Annotated in this window: 3 protein-coding genes; all 3 read right to left on the bottom strand. The window is 38.5% G+C overall.

Translation table 11 applies throughout. The features are described 5' to 3' along the window. Positions 1-41 precede the first annotated feature (41 nt). The 3 genes from AC2TDS_RS17955 to AC2TDS_RS17945 are packed head-to-tail and all read right to left on the bottom strand — an operon-like array spanning position 42 to position 20,424. The gene (locus tag AC2TDS_RS17955; RefSeq protein ID WP_484736952.1) at positions 42-2,207 is read right to left on the bottom strand and encodes an OmpA family protein; all 2,166 of its coding nucleotides are present in this window, start codon (positions 2,205-2,207) and stop codon (positions 42-44) included. Between the two features lie 16 nt (positions 2,208-2,223). Further along, positions 2,224-3,147, bottom strand: coding sequence for a PorP/SprF family type IX secretion system membrane protein (locus AC2TDS_RS17950; protein ID WP_484736951.1), 924 nt, complete (start codon positions 3,145-3,147; stop codon positions 2,224-2,226). Positions 3,148-3,174: 27 nt separating this feature from the next. Beyond that, complete coding sequence (locus AC2TDS_RS17945) at positions 3,175-20,424, bottom strand: T9SS type B sorting domain-containing protein (RefSeq protein ID WP_484736950.1); 17,250 nt, start codon at positions 20,422-20,424, stop codon at positions 3,175-3,177. Positions 20,425-20,688: the final 264 nt, after the last annotated feature.

The following is a 20,688-nucleotide window of genomic DNA, read 5'->3' as shown; positions in this document are numbered from 1 at the left end:
AAAACTCCGAAATGATTTTCGGAGTTTTTAATTTTATAGAGCTACATTCTATTAATCATATTAAATATGTCGTCTTTTTCCTCACAGTTTTTATCTTTGCTACATTTATTTTCATGACGATTTTCACTATTATCACTCTCCTTCTCCTGTTTAACGTTTCTTTTTAAATACTTTAGATAATTATTACGTCTCTTAAGCCTTCTATATACCTTAATTTTTTGTGCTTTTTGCTTCGTTTCAATATGTTCTCTACCTTTAACTATATAAAAGTAAGAACGTCTATTTACCTGGTGTTCTTCTTCCGTGCACTTATTCCTATTTCTGTTGGTACAATCATTTAATAATCGTTCCTCTCCATATCCTTTTGCACTTTCTATTCTATTTGCATCTATTCCTCTACTGATAATATAATCTCTAGTAGCCCTTGCCCTTTTATCAGATAACATTTTATTGTAGGCATCTTTCCCCCTACTATCGGTATGAGATTCGATTTTAATTATAATCTTAGGATGATTTTTCATCACCATAACGATATTCTCTAATTCGTACTCCGCATCAGTTCGAATATGATAATCATTAAAATCGAAATATATAGGGTTAACTACAATTTGATTTCCAATAATGAGCGGGGTCAAATTGAGATTTATTTTTAATTGTTCTACAGACATGTCAGCGGTATCACCTGATTTTTGATCTGGTCTATAATCAAATTTACTCCCCTTAACAACGAAGTTTAAGTCACATGGAACCTTATTAAATATATAATTCCCAGTAGTATCAGTAACAGTTTCTTGAATTACTATACCTTCTTTATCAACTAGTTTTAAAATGGCATCAGAAATCGTCTCACCAAACTTAGAATCTCTAACAGTTCCGGAAATTTGCTTTTCACAAACATCCTTATACATATAATAGCTATAAATATCATCATCTCCCTTACCATTTTCCCTATTCGATGAAAAAAAGCCCTTCTTACCTCCATCATCTATGTAAAAAGCAAAATCATCTCTTTTACTATTAAATGGTGTCCCTAAATTTTTAACTTTCGAATAGGTTGAGTTTTCCCTTATTTTTGCTTGAAATATATCCAACAATCCCAAACCTAGGTGTCCATCTGAAGAAAAATACAAAGTATTGTCGGCTCCAACAAAAGGGAATTTCTCACTATATTCAGTATTAATATTCTCTCCTAAATTAATAGGATTTCCATATGTTCTATTTTGTTCAATTTCTACCTTATATATATCAGATGCGCCAAACCCTCCTGGCATATCAGAAACAAAATAAAGTGTTTTTTCATCGGGACTTAAGGCTGGATGCCCTGTAGAATAGTTATCACTGTTAAAAGGTAACTCAGTAACATTAATCCACATACCGTTTACTAAAGAAGCACTATAAATTTTTAAATTTACAGATCTTCTTTTATCTTTATTTACTCTCTTTCCATCAAAGTTATTTCTTGTAAAATAAATAGTTTTACCATCTTTAGTAAATACAGGTTTCCCTTCATGATATTCTGTAGTTATAGGATGATGCAATAACTTCTTATCATAAAGCGTTAACACAGTATCTTTTTCACTGCCTTCAACTGTTTCAATTCTTTCTTTCGCTTTATAAATATTTAAAAACGGTTGATTATTCCATTTGTAAAGCTTTTGTTTCTTATAATTTTTAGGTGAAGCCGAGGCAAAATATACATTCCCATTTAATATAAAGCCACCATAATCAGAGAAAATTGTGTTAATAGCAAGGTTTCTTACTCCGATTCTTTCTTTATTTTTTTCAGAACTGTCATCAAGTAAGTAAGTAATATCACTTTCTATAATTTCCTCATTATCTATATTCCCTTTTTTAGTAATTCCTAAAAAAACAGAATCAGACTTTTTATAATTTCCATTACCTCTTAGTACTTGCGCATACCTAAATAGGTATTTATCAGAAATTTCATTATTATATTTATTTACTAATAATTCATACCATACCAAGGCTTCTTCTATATTAGCGTTATTATAATACGAATCTGCCAAACGACTCAATACCTTTTTAGAGCTATCACCCTTTTGTTCCACCAAAGCTTGGTATAACTCAGCAGCTTTAACATATGAAAATTCTTCAAAATACCTATCCGCTAGTCTTTTATTCTGACTATAAACATTATTCATTCCGACTACTACGGTTATCGACAGTAATATTTTATGTAATTTCATTAGATTTTTTTTAAAATTAAAAGAATCTAGGAGATCTATATTTAGACTCTCTAAGTATTTCATACCTAAGCATAACCTCGTGGGTTCCTGTATTCGTAACGTTATAATTTGATGTAGTCAAATCATATGCGTATCCAATTAATAATGTATCCGTTGCTTGAAAACCTAAAAGTGCACTGATAGAATCACCCCATCTCCATGCTAATCCAGCTCTAAATTTCTCATTAAACAAAAAATTAGCAGAAACATCTAATGATAACGGGGCACCTTTCACACCCTTTAACAATGCGGCAGGTTTAAATTTTATACCTTCATTTAAATCAAATACGTAACCTGCTATTAAGAAAAAGTGCATCCTTTCGGTGGCTGCTTCTGCAAGCTCTTCCAAATTTTTATCATAATGTTCTGATCTCAGAAAATTCGGAACAGACAACCCGATATACCACTGAGATTCATGGTAGTATATTCCAGCACCTACTGTTGGTAAGAATTTACCATTAATATTATTCTCAAACAATGTTTCGCTATCTACCACTTTACCTTTTGTCCAATCAATATTTAACATTCTACCTCCTAGACGTAAACCAAAAGCAAAATTTCCTTCTTCTCCAGTCTCTATTGTATAAGACAAATTAGTATCAAAATAAATTTCATGTGAAGGTCCGATCTTGTCGTTAACCAAATTAAAACCAAGACCCAGCCCTGAATATCCAATTGGAGAATCAAAGCTCAAATTCTGTGTATCTGGAGCACCGTCAAAACCAACCCATTGTGTTCTCCCTAAAGCTGTTATAACTGGATGGCCTTTAGATCCAGCATACGCAGGGTTAACGCTCATTGTATTGAACATATATTGCGTAAATTGAGGATCTTGTTGTGCATAGGTTTTTAATATCATACAAACACCTAGCAAACATATAAATTGTGAAACTGACTTCATTTTATTCTTCAATTATTTAATAATTTATTACCTATTAATGTAGATCCATCCTTTTTTAACTGGACTTCCTTCCCCCAAATCTAATATATAAAAATATGTACCAACAGGAAGCTTACTATCAACATTTATATTAGCTCTACCTTTAGATATACCTCTAAAAACAACATCTCTATTATCATATCCCTCTCCTTTAAATACCGTATTACCCCATCTGTTAAAAATTTCTAAACTATTATTTGGGAAGTTTTCAATACAATCAATATTAAGGAAATCATTTTTACCATCACCATTAGGACTTATATTATTATAAACCTCGACACAAGTGTCAGTAAGCAAAGCATCACCAAATCCATCCAATTCATCAACACTATCCGCAATACCATCGCCATCTGAATCCGTTCCACTATCTTCTACCACACCTGTTCCACCGTCATTTGGATCTGTTGGGTCTGTACTACTTCCATCTGTGTTTCCTAAGTCTCCAAAATTATCTACATCATCATCTACGACATCTAAGATCCCATCGCCATCGGTATCCTCTTCTCCATCAACGGTTCCGCTACCATCTTCATCTGTATTTCCGCCTTCTACCACGTCATTTATACCATCATCATCACTATCTAAGTCTAGGTAGTCTGGCACACTATCTCCATCTGAATCTGTATTATCAGATTCACCTCCATTACCTTCTCCAAAACTTGAATCATCTGCATCTGCGCTATCTACGATTCCATCGCCATCTGAATCAGTACCATCGGCAATACCATCATTATTTATATCTATATTTTCATCTTCAATAACATCATTGATTCCATCATTATCACTATCTAAATCTTGATAATTTGGTACGCCATCTCCGTCTGCATCTGGCTCTTCATTATCGTCTACTGAGCCATCTGCCTGTCCATCGCCATTGGTATCTGTATAACCAATGTCATTTGAATCAATAACACCATCATTGTTTGTATCTAAGGCTCCATCTCCTCCTTCATCTACATCTAAAATACCATCATTATCGCTATCCAAATCTAAGCTATCAATTATACCATCACCATCCGTATCCTCGGTACCTTCATCAATATCAGGAATTCCGTCATTATCGTCATCTACATCAGCAATATCGGGAACACCATCACCATCGGTATCTACTCCACTGTCTCCAAACACGGTATCATTTCCATCAACACTATCTGCAATACCATCGCCATCTGAATCCGTTCCACTATCATCTACGACTCCTGTTCCTCCATCATTTGGATCTGTTACATCAGTATCATTTACATCTGTATTTCCTGAATCTCCAAAATTATCTACATCCTCATCTACTGCGTCTAAGATTCCATCACCATCGGTATCTTCCCCATCAACTAAACCGTTACCATCTGCATCAGAATTCCCACCTTCTACCACGTCATTTATACCATCATCATCACTATCCAAGTCTAGGTAATCTGGCACACTGTCTCCGTCTGAATCTGTATTATCTGGCTCGCCTCCATCACCTTCTCCAAAATTTGAATCATCCGCATCCACGCTATCTACGATTCCATCGCCATCTGAATCTGTGCCATCAGCAATACCATCATTATTTACATCGGTATTTTCATCTTCAATAACATCATTGATTCCATCATTATCACTATCTAAATCTTGATAGTTCGGCACGCCATCTCCGTCTGCATCTGGCTCTTCATTATCGTCTACTGAGCCATCTGCCTGACCATCGCCATTAACATCTGTATAACCAGTATCGTTTGAATCAATAACACCATCGTTATTTGTATCTAAGGCTCCATCTCCTCCTTCATCTACATCTAAAATACCATCATTATCGCTATCCAAATCTAAGCTGTCAATTATACCATCACCATCCGTATCTTCTGTTCCTTCTGCAACATCAGGAATTCCGTCATTATCGTCATCTACATCAACACTATCGGGAACACCATCACCATCGGTATCTACTCCACTGTCTCCAAACACGGTATCATCTCCATCAACACTATCTGCAATACCATCACCATCTGAATCCGTTCCACTATCATCTACGACTCCTGTTCCTCCATCATTTGGATCTGTTGGATCGGTATCATTTACGTCTGTATTTCCTGAATCTCCAAAATTATCTACATCCTCATCTACGACGTCTAAGATTCCATCACCATCGGTATCTTCCCCATCAACTAAACCGTTACCGTCTGCATCAGAATTTCCACCTTCTACCACGTCATTTATACCATCATCATCACTATCCAAGTCTAGGTAGTCTGGCACACTGTCTCCGTCTGAATCTGTATTATCAGGCTCACCTTCATCACCTTCTCCAAAACTAAAATCATCTGCATCAACACTATCTACGATTCCATCGCCATCTGAATCTGTGCCATCAGCAATACCATCATTATTTACATCGGTATTTTCATCTTCAATAACATCATTGATTCCATCATTATCACTATCTAAATCTTGATAGTTTGGTACGCCATCTCCGTCTGCATCTGGCTCTTCATTATCGTCTACTGAACCATCTGCCTGACCATCGCCATTAGCATCTGTATAACCAGTGTCATTTGAATCAATAACACCATCGTTATTTGTATCTAAGGCTCCATCTCCTCCTTCATCTACATCTAATATACCATCATTATCGCTATCTAAATCTAAGCTATCAATTATACCATCGCCATCGGTATCTTCTGTACCTTCTGCTATATCAGGAATTCCGTCATTATCATCATCTACATCAACACTATCCACAATACCATCACCATCGGTATCCACTTCACTATCTCCAAACACGGTATCTTCTCCATCGACACTATCTGCAATACCATCACCATCTGAATCCGTCCCACTATCATCTACGACTCCTGTTCCTCCATCATTTGGATCTGTTGGATCGGTATCATTTACGTCTGTATTTCCTGAATCTCCAAAATTATCTACATCCTCATCTACGACGTCTAAGATTCCATCACCATCGGTATCTTCCCCATCAACTAAACCGTTACCATCTGCATCAGGATTTCCACCTTCTACCACGTCATTTATACCATCATCATCACTATCCAAGTCTAAGTAGTCTGGCACACTGTCTCCATCTGAATCTGTATTATCAGATTCGCCTCCATCACCTTCTCCAAAATTTGAATCATCCGCATCCACGCTGTCTACGATTCCATCGCCATCTGAATCTGTGCCATCAGCAATACCATCATTATTTACATCGGTGTTTTCATCTTCAATAACATCATTGATTCCATCATTATCACTATCTAAATCTTTATAGTTTGGCACGCCGTCCCCGTCTGCATCTGGCTCTTCATTAACGTCTACTGAACCATCTGCCTGACCATCGCCATTAGCATCTGTATAACCAGTGTCATTTGAATCAATAACACCATCGTTATTTGTATCTAAGGCTCCATCTCCTCCTTCATCTACATCTAAAATACCATCATTATCGCTATCTAAATCTAAACTATCAATTATACCATCGCCATCCGTATCCTCTGTACCTTCGTCCATATCTGGAATTCCGTCATTATCATCATCTACATCAACACTATCCACAATACCATCACCATCGGTATCCACTTCACTATCTCCAAACACGGTATCTTCTCCATCGACACTATCTGCAATACCATCACCATCTGAATCCGTCCCACTATCATCTACGACTCCTGTTCCTCCATCATTTGGATCTGTTGGATCGGTATCATTTACGTCTGTATTTCCTGAATCTCCAAAATTATCTACATCCTCATCTACGACGTCTAAGATTCCATCTCCATCGGTATCTTCCCCATCAACTAAACCGTTACCATCTGCATCAGAATTTCCACCTTCTACCACGTCATTTATACCATCATCATCACTATCCAAGTCTAGGTAGTCTGGCACACTGTCTCCATCTGAATCTGTATTATCAGACTCGCCTCCATCACCTTCTCCAAAATTTGAATCATCCGCATCCACGCTGTCTACGATTCCATCGCCATCTGAATCTGTGCCATCAGCAATACCATCATTATTTACATCGGTATTTTCATCTTCAATAACATCATTGATTCCATCATTATCACTATCTAAATCTTTATAGTTTGGTACGCCATCTCCGTCTGCATCTGGCTCTTCATTAACGTCTACTGAACCATCTGCCTGACCATCGCCATCTGAATCTGTATAACCAGTGTCATTTGAATCAATAACTCCATCGTTATTTGTATCTAAGGCTCCATCTCCTCCTTCATCTACATCTAAAATACCATCATTATCGCTATCTAAATCTAAGCTGTCAATTATACCATCGCCATCGGTATCCTCTGTACCTTCGTCCATATCAGGAATTCCGTCATTATCATCATCTACATCAACACTATCCACAATACCATCACCATCGGTATCCACTTCACTATCTCCAAACACGGTATCTTCTCCATCGACACTATCTGCAATACCATCACCATCTGAATCCGTCCCACTATCATCTACGACCCCTGTTCCTCCATCATTTGGATCTGTTGGATCGGTATCATTTACGTCTGTATTTCCTGAATCTCCAAAATTATCTACATCCTCATCTACGACGTCTAAGATTCCATCTCCATCGGTATCTTCCCCATCAACTAAACCGTTACCATCTGCATCAGAATTTCCACCTTCTACCACGTCATTTATACCATCATCATCACTATCCAAGTCTAGGTAGTCTGGTACACTGTCTCCATCTGAATCTGTATTATCTGGTTCACCTCCATTACCTTCTCCAAAATTAAAATCATCTGCATCAACACTGTCTACGATTCCATCGCCATCTGAATCTATGCCATCAGCAATACCATCATTATTTACATCGGTATTTTCATCTTCAATAACATCATTGATTCCATCATTATCACTATCTAAATCTTTATAGTTCGGTACGCCATCTCCGTCTGCATCTGGCTCTTCATTAACGTCTACTGAACCATCTGCCTGACCATCGCCATCTGAATCTGTATAACCAGTGTCATTTGAATCAATAACTCCATCGTTATTTGTATCTAAGGCTCCATCTCCTCCTTCATCTACATCTAAAATACCATCATTATCGCTATCTAAATCTAAGCTGTCAATTATACCATCGCCATCGGTATCCTCTGTACCTTCGTCCATATCAGGAATTCCGTCATTATCATCATCTACATCAACACTATCCACAATACCATCACCATCGGTATCTACTTCACTATCTCCAAACACGGTATCTTCTCCATCAACACTATCTGCAATACCATCACCATCTGAATCCGTTCCACTATCATCTACGACTCCTGTTCCTCCATCATTTGGATCTGTTGGATCGGTATCATTTACGTCTGTATTTCCTGAATCTCCAAAATTATCTACATCCTCATCTACGACGTCTAAGATTCCATCTCCATCGGTATCTTCCCCATCAACTAAACCGTTACCATCTGCATCAGAATTTCCACCTTCTACCACGTCATTTATACCATCATCATCACTATCCAAGTCTAGGTAGTCTGGCACACTGTCTCCGTCTGAATCTGTATTATCTGGTTCACCTCCATTACCTTCTCCAAAATTAAAATCATCTGCATCAACACTGTCTACGATTCCATCGCCATCTGAATCTGTGCCATCAGCAATACCATCATTATTTACATCGGTATTCTCATCTTCAATAACATCATTGATTCCATCATTATCACTATCTAAATCTTTATAGTTCGGCACGCCATCTCCGTCTGCATCTGGCTCTTCATTATCGTCTACTGAACCATCTGCCTGACCATCTCCATTGACATCTGTGTAACCAGTATCGTTTGAATCAATAACTCCATCATTATTTGTATCTAAGGCTCCATCTCCTCCTTCATCTACATCTAAAACACCATCATTATCGCTATCTAAATCTAAGCTGTCAATTATACCATCACCATCGGTATCCTCTGTACCCTCTGCAATATCTGGAATCCCATCATTATCATCGTCTACATCTATACTATCTATGACTCCATCTCCGTCGGTATCTTTCAAAACATTAATTGTAACAATCGATGTACTACATATTTGTGGAGAAGAGTTATCACAAACTGTATATACAAAACTATCACTTCCTGTAAAATTTTGATTTGGTGAATATAACACAACATCATCACTTGGATCATTAGGTGTTCCTCCATCATTTATAGATATTATTCCATTCATAGGGTTACCAACTGATAATGTGCCCAATAAAGGAATACTAATATCATTTAAGTATATATTAATACTTACTTCTGAATCTTCATTAATATCAATAATATCATTACATGTATAAAATTCAACTATAGTAACAGTACTTGTAGCTTCAGTCGTACACGTAGCATCTGTTGTGCTTCGTACGCTTAAGGTATAGGTACCTGGTGTTAATTCTCTAAAAGTTGCACTAGATTGGTAACCACTTCCTACACTATATTCTACATCACTTTGCGATGTGAAAACTATCGTTCCTGAAGGAACCGCACAAGTTGGTTGAGTAGTACTTGCTACTGTTGGTACGCTGGGTTCATTGGGTATACTATCAATCGTAACAGTACTTGTAGCTTCAGTGGTACACGTAGCATCTGTTGTGCTTCGTACGCTTAAGGTATAGGTACCCGGTGTTAATTCTCTAAAAGTTGCACTAGATTGGTAACCACTTCCTACACTATATTCTACATCACTTTGCGATGTAAATACTATCGTTCCTGAAGGAACCGCACAGGTTGGTTGAGTAGTACTCGCTACTGTTGGTACGCTTGCTTCATTGGGTATACTATCAATCGTAACAGTACTTGTAGCTTCAGTGGTACACGTAGCATCTGTTGTGCTTCGTACGCTTAAGGTATAAGTACCTGGTGTTAATTCTCTAAAAGTTGCACTAGATTGGTAACCACTTCCTACACTATATTCTACATTACTTTGCGATGTGAATACTATCGTTCCTGAAGGAACCGCACAGGTTGGTTGAGTAGTACTCGCTACTGTTGGTACGCTGGGTTCATTGGGTATACTATCAATCGTAACAGTACTTGTAGCTTCAGTGGTACACGTAGCATCTGTTGTGCTTCGTACGCTTAAGGTATAGGTACCCGGTGTTAATTCTCTAAAAGTTGCACTAGATTGGTAACCACTTCCTACACTATATTCTACATCACTTTGCGATGTAAATACTATCGTTCCTGAAGGAACCGCACAAGTTGGTTGAGTAGTACTTGCTACTGTTGGTACGCTGGGTTCATTGGGTATACTATCAATCGTAACAGTACTTGTAGCTTCAGTGGTACACGTAGCATCTGTTGTGCTTCGTACGCTTAAGGTATAGGTACCCGGTGTTAATTCTCTAAAAGTTGCACTAGATTGGTAACCACTTCCTACACTATATTCTACATCACTTTGCGATGTAAATACTATCGTTCCTGAAGGAACCGCACAAGTTGGTTGAGTAGTACTTGCTACTGTTGGTACGCTTGCTTCATTGGGTATACTATCAATCGTAACAGTACTTGTAGCTTCAGTCGTACACGTAGCATCTGTTGTGCTTCGTACGCTTAAGGTATAGGTACCTGGTGTTAATTCTCTAAAAGTTGCACTAGATTGGTAACCACTTCCTACACTATATTCTACATCACTTTGCGATGTGAAAACTATCGTTCCTGAAGGAACCGCACAAGTTGGTTGAGTAGTACTCGCTACTGTTGGTACGCTTGCTTCATTGGGTATACTATCAATCGTAACAGTACTTGTAGCTTCAGTGGTACACGTAGCATCTGTTGTGCTTCGTACGCTTAAGGTATAAGTACCTGGTGTTAATTCTCTAAAAGTTGCACTAGATTGGTAACCACTTCCTACACTATATTCTACATTACTTTGCGATGTGAATACTATCGTTCCTGAAGGAACCGCACAGGTTGGTTGAGTAGTACTTGCTACTGTTGGTACGCTGGGTTCATTGGGTATACTATCAATCGTAACAGTACTTGTAGCTTCAGTGGTACACGTAGCATCTGTTGTGCTTCGTACGCTTAAGGTATAGGTACCCGGTGTTAATTCTCTAAAAGTTGCACTAGATTGGTAACCACTTCCTACACTATATTCTACATCACTTTGCGATGTGAAAACTATCGTTCCTGAAGGAACCGCACAAGTTGGTTGAGTAGTACTTGCTACTGTTGGTACGCTGGGTTCATTGGGTATACTATCAATCGTAACAGTACTTGTAGCTTCAGTGGTACACGTAGCATCTGTTGTGCTTCGTACGCTTAAGGTATAGGTACCTGGTGTTAATTCTCTAAAAGTTGCACTAGATTGGTAACCACTTCCTACACTATATTCTACATCACTTTGCGATGTGAAAACTATCGTTCCTGAAGGAACCGCACAAGTTGGTTGAGTAGTACTTGCTACTGTTGGTACGCTGGGTTCATTGGGTATACTATCAATCGTAACAGTACTTGTAGCTTCAGTGGTACACGTAGCATCTGTTGTGCTTCGTACGCTTAAGGTATAAGTACCTGGTGTTAATTCTCTAAAAGTTGCACTAGATTGGTAACCACTTCCTACACTATATTCTACATTACTTTGCGATGTGAATACTATCGTTCCTGAAGGAACCGCACAGGTTGGTTGAGTAGTACTTGCTACTGTTGGTACGCTGGGTTCATTGGGTATACTATCAATCGTAACAGTACTTGTAGCTTCAGTGGTACACGTAGCATCTGTTGTGCTTCGTACGCTTAAGGTATAAGTACCTGGTGTTAATTCTCTAAAAGTTGCACTAGATTGGTAACCACTTCCTACACTATATTCTACATCACTTTGCGATGTGAATACTATCGTTCCTGAAGGAACCGCACAAGTTGGTTGAGTAGTACTCGCTACTGTTGGTACGCTTGCTTCATTGGGTATACTATCAATCGTAACAGTACTTGTAGCTTCAGTGGTACACGTAGCATCTGTTGTGCTTCGTACGCTTAAGGTATAGGTACCTGGTGTTAATTCTCTAAAAGTTGCACTAGATTGGTAACCACTTCCTACACTATATTCTACATCACTTTGCGATGTGAAAACTATCGTTCCTGAAGGAACCGCACAAGTTGGTTGAGTAGTACTTGCTACTGTTGGTACGCTGGGTTCATTGGGTATACTATCAATCGTAACAGTACTTGTAGCTTCAGTGGTACATGTAGCATCTGTTGTGCTTCGTACGCTTAAGGTATAGGTACCTGGTGTTAATTCTCTAAAAGTTGCACTAGATTGGTAACCACTTCCTACACTATATTCTACATCACTTTGCGATGTAAATACTATCGTTCCTGAAGGAACCGCACAAGTTGGTTGAGTAGTACTCGCTACTGTTGGTACGCTGGGTTCATTGGGTATACTATCAATCGTAACAGTACTTGTAGCTTCAGTGGTACACGTAGCATCTGTTGTGCTTCGTACGCTTAAGGTATAAGTACCTGGTGTTAATTCTCTAAAAGTTGCACTAGATTGGTAACCACTTCCTACACTATATTCTACATCACTTTGCGATGTGAATACTATCGTTCCTGAAGGAACCGCACAAGTTGGTTGAGTAGTACTTGCTACTGTTGGTACGCTTGCTTCATTGGGTATACTATCAATCGTAACAGTACTTATAGCTTCAGTGGTACACGTAGCATCTGTTGTGCTTCGTACGCTTAAGGTATAGGTACCCGGTGTTAATTCTCTAAAAGTTGCACTAGATTGGTAACCACTTCCTACACTATATTCTACATCACTTTGCGATGTGAAAACTATCGTTCCTGAAGGAACCGCACAAGTTGGTTGAGTAGTACTTGCTACTGTTGGTGCGCTTGGTTCATTGGGTATACTATCAATCGTAACAGTACTTGTAGCTTCAGTGGTACACGTAGCATCTGTTGTGCTTCGTACGCTTAAGGTATAGGTACCCGGTGTTAATTCTCTAAAAGTTGCACTAGATTGGTAACCACTTCCTACACTATATTCTACATCACTTTGCGATGTGAAAACTATCGTTCCTGAAGGAACCGCACAGGTTGGTTGAGTAGTACTTGCTACTGTTGGTACGCTTGGTTCATTGGGTATACTATCAATCGTAACAGTACTTGTAGCTTCAGTGGTACATGTAGCATCTGTTGTGCTTCGTACGCTTAAGGTATAGGTACCCGGTGTTAATTCTCTAAAAGTTGCACTAGATTGGTAACCACTTCCTACACTATATTCTACATTACTTTGCGATGTAAATACTATCGTTCCTGAAGGAACCGCACAGGTTGGTTGAGTAGTACTTGCTACTGTTGGTACGCTTGCTTCATTGGGTATACTATCAATCGTAACAGTACTTGTAGCTTCAGTGGTACACGTAGCATCTGTTGTGCTTCGTACGCTTAAAGTATAAGTACCCGGTGTTAATTCTCTAAAAGTTGCACTAGATTGGTAACCACTTCCTACACTATATTCTACATCACTTTGCGATGTAAATACTATCGTTCCTGAAGGAACCGCACAGGTTGGTTGAGTAGTACTCGCTACTGTTGGTACGCTGGGTTCATTGGGTATACTATCAATCGTAACAGTACTTATAGCTTCAGTGGTACACGTAGCATCTGTTGTGCTTCGTACGCTTAAGGTATAGGTACCCGGTGTTAATTCTCTAAAAGTTGCACTAGATTGGTAACCACTTCCTACACTATATTCTACATTACTTTGCGATGTAAATACTATCGTTCCTGAAGGAACCGCACAAGTTGGTTGAGTAGTACTCGCTACTGTTGGTACGCTTGGTTCATTGGGTATACTATCAATCGTAACAGTACTTGTAGCTTCAGTGGTACACGTAGCATCTGTTGTGCTTCGTACGCTTAAGGTATAAGTACCTGGTGTTAATTCTCTAAAAGTTACACTAGATTGGTAACCACTTCCTACACTATATTCTACATTACTTTGCGATGTAAATACTATCGTTCCTGAAGGAACCGCACAGGTTGGTTGAGTAGTACTCGCTACTGTTGGTACGCTTGCTTCATTGGGTATACTATCAATCGTAACAGTACTTGTAGCTTCAGTGGTACACGTAGCATCTGTTGTGCTTCGTACGCTTAAGGTATAAGTACCTGGTGTCAATTCTCTAAAAGTTGCACTAGATTGGTAACCACTTCCTACACTATATTCTACATTACTTTGCGATGTAAATACTATCGTTCCTGAAGGAACCGCACAGGTTGGTTGAGTAGTACTTGCTACTGTTGGTGCGCTGGGTTCATTGGGTATACTATCAATCGTAACAGTACTTGTAGCTTCAGTGGTACACGTAGCATCTGTTGTGCTTCGTACGCTTAAGGTATAGGTACCCGGTGTTAATTCTCTAAAAGTTGCACTAGATTGGTAACCACTTCCTACACTATATTCTACATCACTTTGCGATGTGAATACTATCGTTCCTGAAGGAACCGCACAAGTTGGTTGAGTAGTACTTGCTACTGTTGGTACGCTTGCTTCATTGGGTATACTATCAATCGTAACAGTACTTATAGCTTCAGTGGTACACGTAGCATCTGTTGTGCTTCGTACGCTTAAGGTATAAGTACCTGGTGTTAATTCTCTAAAAGTTGCACTAGATTGGTAACCACTTCCTACACTATATTCTACATTACTTTGCGATGTGAATACTATCGTTCCTGAAGGAACCGCACAAGTTGGTTGAGTAGTACTTGCTACTGTTGGTACGCTTGCTTCATTGGGTATACTATCAATCGTAACAGTACTTATAGCTTCAGTGGTACACGTAGCATCTGTTGTGCTTCGTACGCTTAAGGTATAAGTACCTGGTGTTAATTCTCTAAAAGTTTCACTAGATTGGTAACCACTTCCTACACTATATTCTACATCACTTTGCGATGTGAAAACTATCGTTCCTGAAGGAACCGCACAAGTTGGTTGAGTAGTACTTGCTACTGTTGGTACGCTGGGTTCATTGGGTATACTATCAATCGTAACAGTACTTGTAGCTTCAGTGGTACACGTAGCATCTGTTGTGCTTCGTACGCTTAAGGTATAGGTACCCGGTGTTAATTCTCTAAAAGTTGCACTAGATTGGTAACCACTTCCTACACTATATTCTACATTACTTTGCGATGTAAATACTATCGTTCCAGAAGGAACCGCACAGGTTGGTTGAGTAGTACTCGCTACTGTTGGTACGCTTGCTTCATTGGGTATACTATCAATCGTAACAGTACTTGTAGCTTCAGTGGTACACGTAGCATCTGTTGTGCTTCGTACGCTTAAGGTATAAGTACCTGGTGTTAATTCTCTAAAAGTTGCACTAGATTGGTAACCACTTCCTACACTATATTCTACATTACTTTGCGATGTAAATACTATCGTTCCTGAAGGAACCGCACAGGTTGGTTGAGTAGTACTTGCTACTGTTGGTGCGCTGGGTTCATTGGGTATACTATCAATCGTAACAGTACTTGTAGCTTCAGTGGTACACGTAGCATCTGTTGTGCTTCGTACGCTTAAGGTATAGGTACCCGGTGTTAATTCTCTAAAAGTTGCACTAGATTGGTAACCACTTCCTACACTATATTCTACATTACTTTGCGATGTGAATACTATCGTTCCTGAAGGAACCGCACAGGTTGGTTGAGTAGTACTCGCTACTGTTGGTACGCTTGGTTCATTGGGTATACTATCAATCGTAACAGTACTTGTAGCTTCAGTGGTACACGTAGCATCTGTTGTGCTTCGTACGCTTAAGGTATAAGTACCTGGTGTTAATTCTCTAAAAGTTGCACTAGATTGGTAACCACTTCCTACACTATATTCTACATTACTTTGCGATGTGAATACTATCGTTCCTGAAGGAACCGCACAGGTTGGTTGAGTAGTACTCGCTACTGTTGGTACGCTGGGTTCATTGGGTATACTATCAATCGTAACAGTACTTGTAGCTTCAGTGGTACACGTAGCATCTGTTGTGCTTCGTACGCTTAAGGTATAGGTACCCGGTGTTAATTCTCTAAAAGTTGCACTAGATTGGTAACCACTTCCTACACTATATTCTACATCACTTTGCGATGTGAATACTATCGTTCCTGAAGGAACCGCACAAGTTGGTTGAGTAGTACTCGCTACTGTTGGTACGCTGGGTTCATTGGGTATACTATCAATCGTAACAGTACTTATAGCTTCAGTGGTACACGTAGCATCTGTTGTGCTTCGTACGCTTAAGGTATAAGTACCTGGTGTTAATTCTCTAAAAGTTGCACTAGATTGGTAACCACTTCCTACACTATATTCTACATCACTTTGCGATGTGAATACTATCGTTCCTGAAGGAACCGCACAGGTTGGTTGAGTAGTACTTGCTACTGTTGGTGCGCTTGGTTCATTGGGTATACTATCAATCGTAACAGTACTTGTAGCTTCAGTGGTACACGTAGCATCTGTTGTGCTTCGTACGCTTAAGGTATAAGTACCTGGTGTTAATTCTCTAAAAGTTGCACTAGATTGGTAACCACTTCCTACACTATATTCTACATTACTTTGCGATGTGAAAACTATCGTTCCTGAAGGAACCGCACAGGTTGGTTGAATAGTACTTGCTACTGTTGGTACGCTGGGTTCATTGGGTATACTATCAATCGTAACAGTACTTGTAGCTTCAGTGGTACATGTAGCATCTGTTGTGCTTCGTACGCTTAAGGTATAGGTACCCGGTGTTAATTCTCTAAAAGTTGCACTAGATTGGTAACCACTTCCTACACTATATTCTACATTACTTTGCGATGTAAATACTATCGTTCCTGAAGGAACCGCACAGGTTGGTTGAGTAGTACTTGCTACTGTTGGTACGCTTGGTTCATTGGGTATACTATCAATCGTAACAGTACTTGTAGCTTCAGTGGTACACGTAGCATCTGTTGTGCTTCGTACGCTTAAAGTATAAGTACCTGGTGTTAATTCTCTAAAAGTTGCGCTAGATTGGTAACCACTTCCTACACTATATTCTACATCACTTTGCGATGTAAATACTATCGTTCCTGAAGGAACCGCACAGGTTGGTTGAGTAGTACTTGCTACTGTTGGTACGCTTGGTTCATTGGGTATACTATCAATCGTAACAGTACTTATAGCTTCAGTGGTACACGTAGCATCTGTTGTGCTTCGTACGCTTAAGGTATAAGTACCTGGTGTTAATTCTCTAAAAGTTGCACTAGATTGGTAACCACTTCCTACACTATATTCTACATCACTTTGCGATGTAAATACTATCGTTCCTGAAGGAACCGCACAGGTTGGTTGAGTAGTACTTGCTACTGTTGGTACGCTTGGTTCATTGGGTATACTATCAATCGTAACAGTACTTGTAGCTTCAGTGGTACACGTAGCATCTGTTGTGCTTCGTACGCTTAAAGTATAAGTACCTGGTGTTAATTCTCTAAAAGTTGCACTAGATTGGTAACCACTTCCTACACTATATTCTACATCACTTTGCGATGTGAAAACTATCGTTCCTGAAGGAACCGCACAGGTTGGTTGAGTAGTACTTGCTACTGTTGGTACGCTTGGCTTTGTATTCACTGTTATATTAACATCTACTGAATCCTCACATCCTCCAACTGAGGTTATAGTATAAGTAATGGTAGTCATCCCACTACTAATTCCTGAAACAATTCCAGAAGAATTTACTGTAGCGACACTCGGATTTGAACTAGTCCAAACACCTCCAGTATCACCATCTGTTATTAATGTTAACATTTCTTCAGTACATACAATTGTTCCACCACTTAAGGCTCCTACATTTTGAGGATTAGCGGTCGTAACATTTTCTGTTGTTCCTTGAGCCTGTAAATTATCTGTATCACCTGTACCTTCAGGACTCACTATAACAGGAACTCCATCGGAGTCAACACCTCCATTAATCCTTCCATTAGAATCCAGATGTGATAATGTAACATTTTCAGCTCCTTCTATAGCATCGTAACAACCGTCATTATCCGAATCTGTATCTAAAAAATCTGGTATACCATCGTTATCTGTATCGCATATTACTCTAAATCCTAATGCAACTCCTTGTTTGCCCAAATGTCCAGAGATAAAATCCATGCTTATATTTATAGAAGATGCATTCTTCGAAGAATAAATAGACGTTCCTTCTTCTGAATTTACAGCAACTATAGTCTTTGTTCCTTCTCCTGTAAACTCTCCTCCGTCATTTAAAACTTCTAATAACTCCCATTCTGATCCGTTAGTTGTAAATGTTAGTGATTCATCAACGTGAGTAGATTCAGCATCTAGTGCTAAAAGCTCTAAGGGAAATGGAACTCCAGATTTTGTCGCATCAAAATTTACAGTAAACGAAACGTTCTCTGCAAATTTTGTTCCATAAATTGCTTCATGAACTCCAGATGTATCATAAAGATCATGCAATAAAGCTCCTGAATATGTATCCATATCTTTCGAACGCAAAGAGGATGTATCTCCCGACGTACCAGATATCGTTGCCGTAATACGTATATCATTAGGTAATTCAAAAGTTTGTGAATCTCCGTTTTGTACTCCATCAGAAAAAACGTTGTCATCCCAATTAAAAATATATAGTTGATTTTTATATACACCATTCCCTGATGAAATGTTGGTAATATCTAACATTTTACAGTCTTGTTCTACAGAATCTAAAATACCATCATTATCATCATCTAAATCTACATTATCAACAACACCATCATTATCGCTATCTAGACATTCATAAAAAGCATCATTTATTACAGCCGAAGTTGTTCCCTGACCACCTGAAGTAACTGAAGGGATACCATCACTATCTACGCCACCTGTAAATGCTCCATTAAAAAGCTGTAAACTTTTATAATCTCCTTCAGCTTCTATTGCATCATAACAACCATCGTTATCACTATCTAGATCAAATTGATTAGAAAAATTATCCCCATCATTGTCACAATCTCTTTTTACCGTTATATTATCTACGTGTACCCAATCATTGATATGTGGTTTTATTTCAACAGAACTAATTAAAACACCATTTTTAGAGTGCATCACGTAATCATTTCCCCTGTCATGCCCATTCTCAAAAAAACCTGTAGATTCTATTAGATTACCGTGTATGTCATACGTTAATGCCCTTCCCCGAGTATTTCTATCTGCAGCACTAAGCGCAAATTTTAAATAAGTTACTGGTTGATCAAACTCGATTTTCAAAGACTCATTACCACTATGCGGATTGTTTAAATCTACATATTCCCCGCTGAAACCTGGATTAGAACCAGGGTAATAATTATATTTATGGGCAAGTCTAATCATTTTGTCACTACCGCCATGTTTACTGAAAGTCATTCCATTAATAGTGAACGTTTCTCTTGGTGTATATCCAGCAAAAAAAGGTTCATCAAATGTAACAGTAGTTTCAGGGCATTCTACACTATCTAATATCCCATCATTATCATCGTCTAGATCTACTCCATTATTAATACCGTCACCATCAAAATCGCAATCTTCTCCAAATTCATTTTCCGGATCTGAACAAATACTAGGATCATAGCAAAAATTCAAATCACCTATGATCGCACCATATTCAGAGACAGCAGCACAAGTAGTGCAATTATCCCAAACAACTACAACTTGTTTTATCCCATCAGAGTCCAGAAAACCAATATTTGCATTTCCTGGAATCCCTCTCTCGTTAACCGCTTCTAAAATATTATTATTTACCCCTCTAACCTCAAAGGTATTATCTGGATCATTTTCTATAATTTGAGGGTAAATTACATTATTGTCTCCATCTAGCGCATATAACGTAAATTTATCTCCATACAGCTCTCCTCCAACTTTACTAATATGGCCTATATCAAAGTTTACGCCGCTTACAGTCCTAGTGAATGTAAAAGTAAACGTAACTCCACCCGATGAAAAGCCACTAGTCATCAAATCTAATCCAGAGATATTATTATTTAACCCTCCTTGGATTTTAGTTATTGCTTCTGTTTCACCCGTTACCTCCACTAAAACCCCTACATTAGACGCACCAATATTATTCTCCATCTCTATGAGTTTACCTGGAGGTGCCCATCTACTCATGACACTCGTTGTAGCCAAGACATCACCGCTGGCACAAGTTTGAGCCCTTATTTGAACACTAACCATTAACAATAAAAACGCTGAAATAATACAACTTGTTTTTCTAGCATTAAAATCTGAAAAGTAAAACTTCTCCATATAAATTGAATTTTAATTTGCATTAATTTTACAATACCCATTTCGTGGATATCATCTTAATTTCTCAATAAATTATACGGGAAGACATACGAAGCCCCCCAAAAAATACATTAGCCGTTTTAACGGCGAACCTATATTGGGGGGCTTTTCTAATAAACGCGACAAATATAGTTAACTTTTAATTATATCTGTCTTTTTTTTATTTTTTTTTTTAAATCACCCTCTATTAAGAATAATTAAAAATTATCAAAATGAAGATGTTTC

It is taken from the genome of Tenacibaculum profundicola (genome assembly GCF_057220795.1).
Note: the sequence above shows the minus strand (reverse complement) of the source record. Positions and strands in the feature narration are given on the sequence as shown.

Coding starts and splice junctions, on each gene's coding strand:
- AC2TDS_RS17950 (WP_484736951.1), bottom strand. CDS start 3,147: ATGAAGTCAGTTTCACAATTTATATGTTTGCTAGGTGTTTGTATGATA.
- AC2TDS_RS17955 (WP_484736952.1), bottom strand. CDS start 2,207: ATGAAATTACATAAAATATTACTGTCGATAACCGTAGTAGTCGGAATG.
- AC2TDS_RS17945 (WP_484736950.1), bottom strand. CDS start 20,424: ATGGAGAAGTTTTACTTTTCAGATTTTAATGCTAGAAAAACAAGTTGT.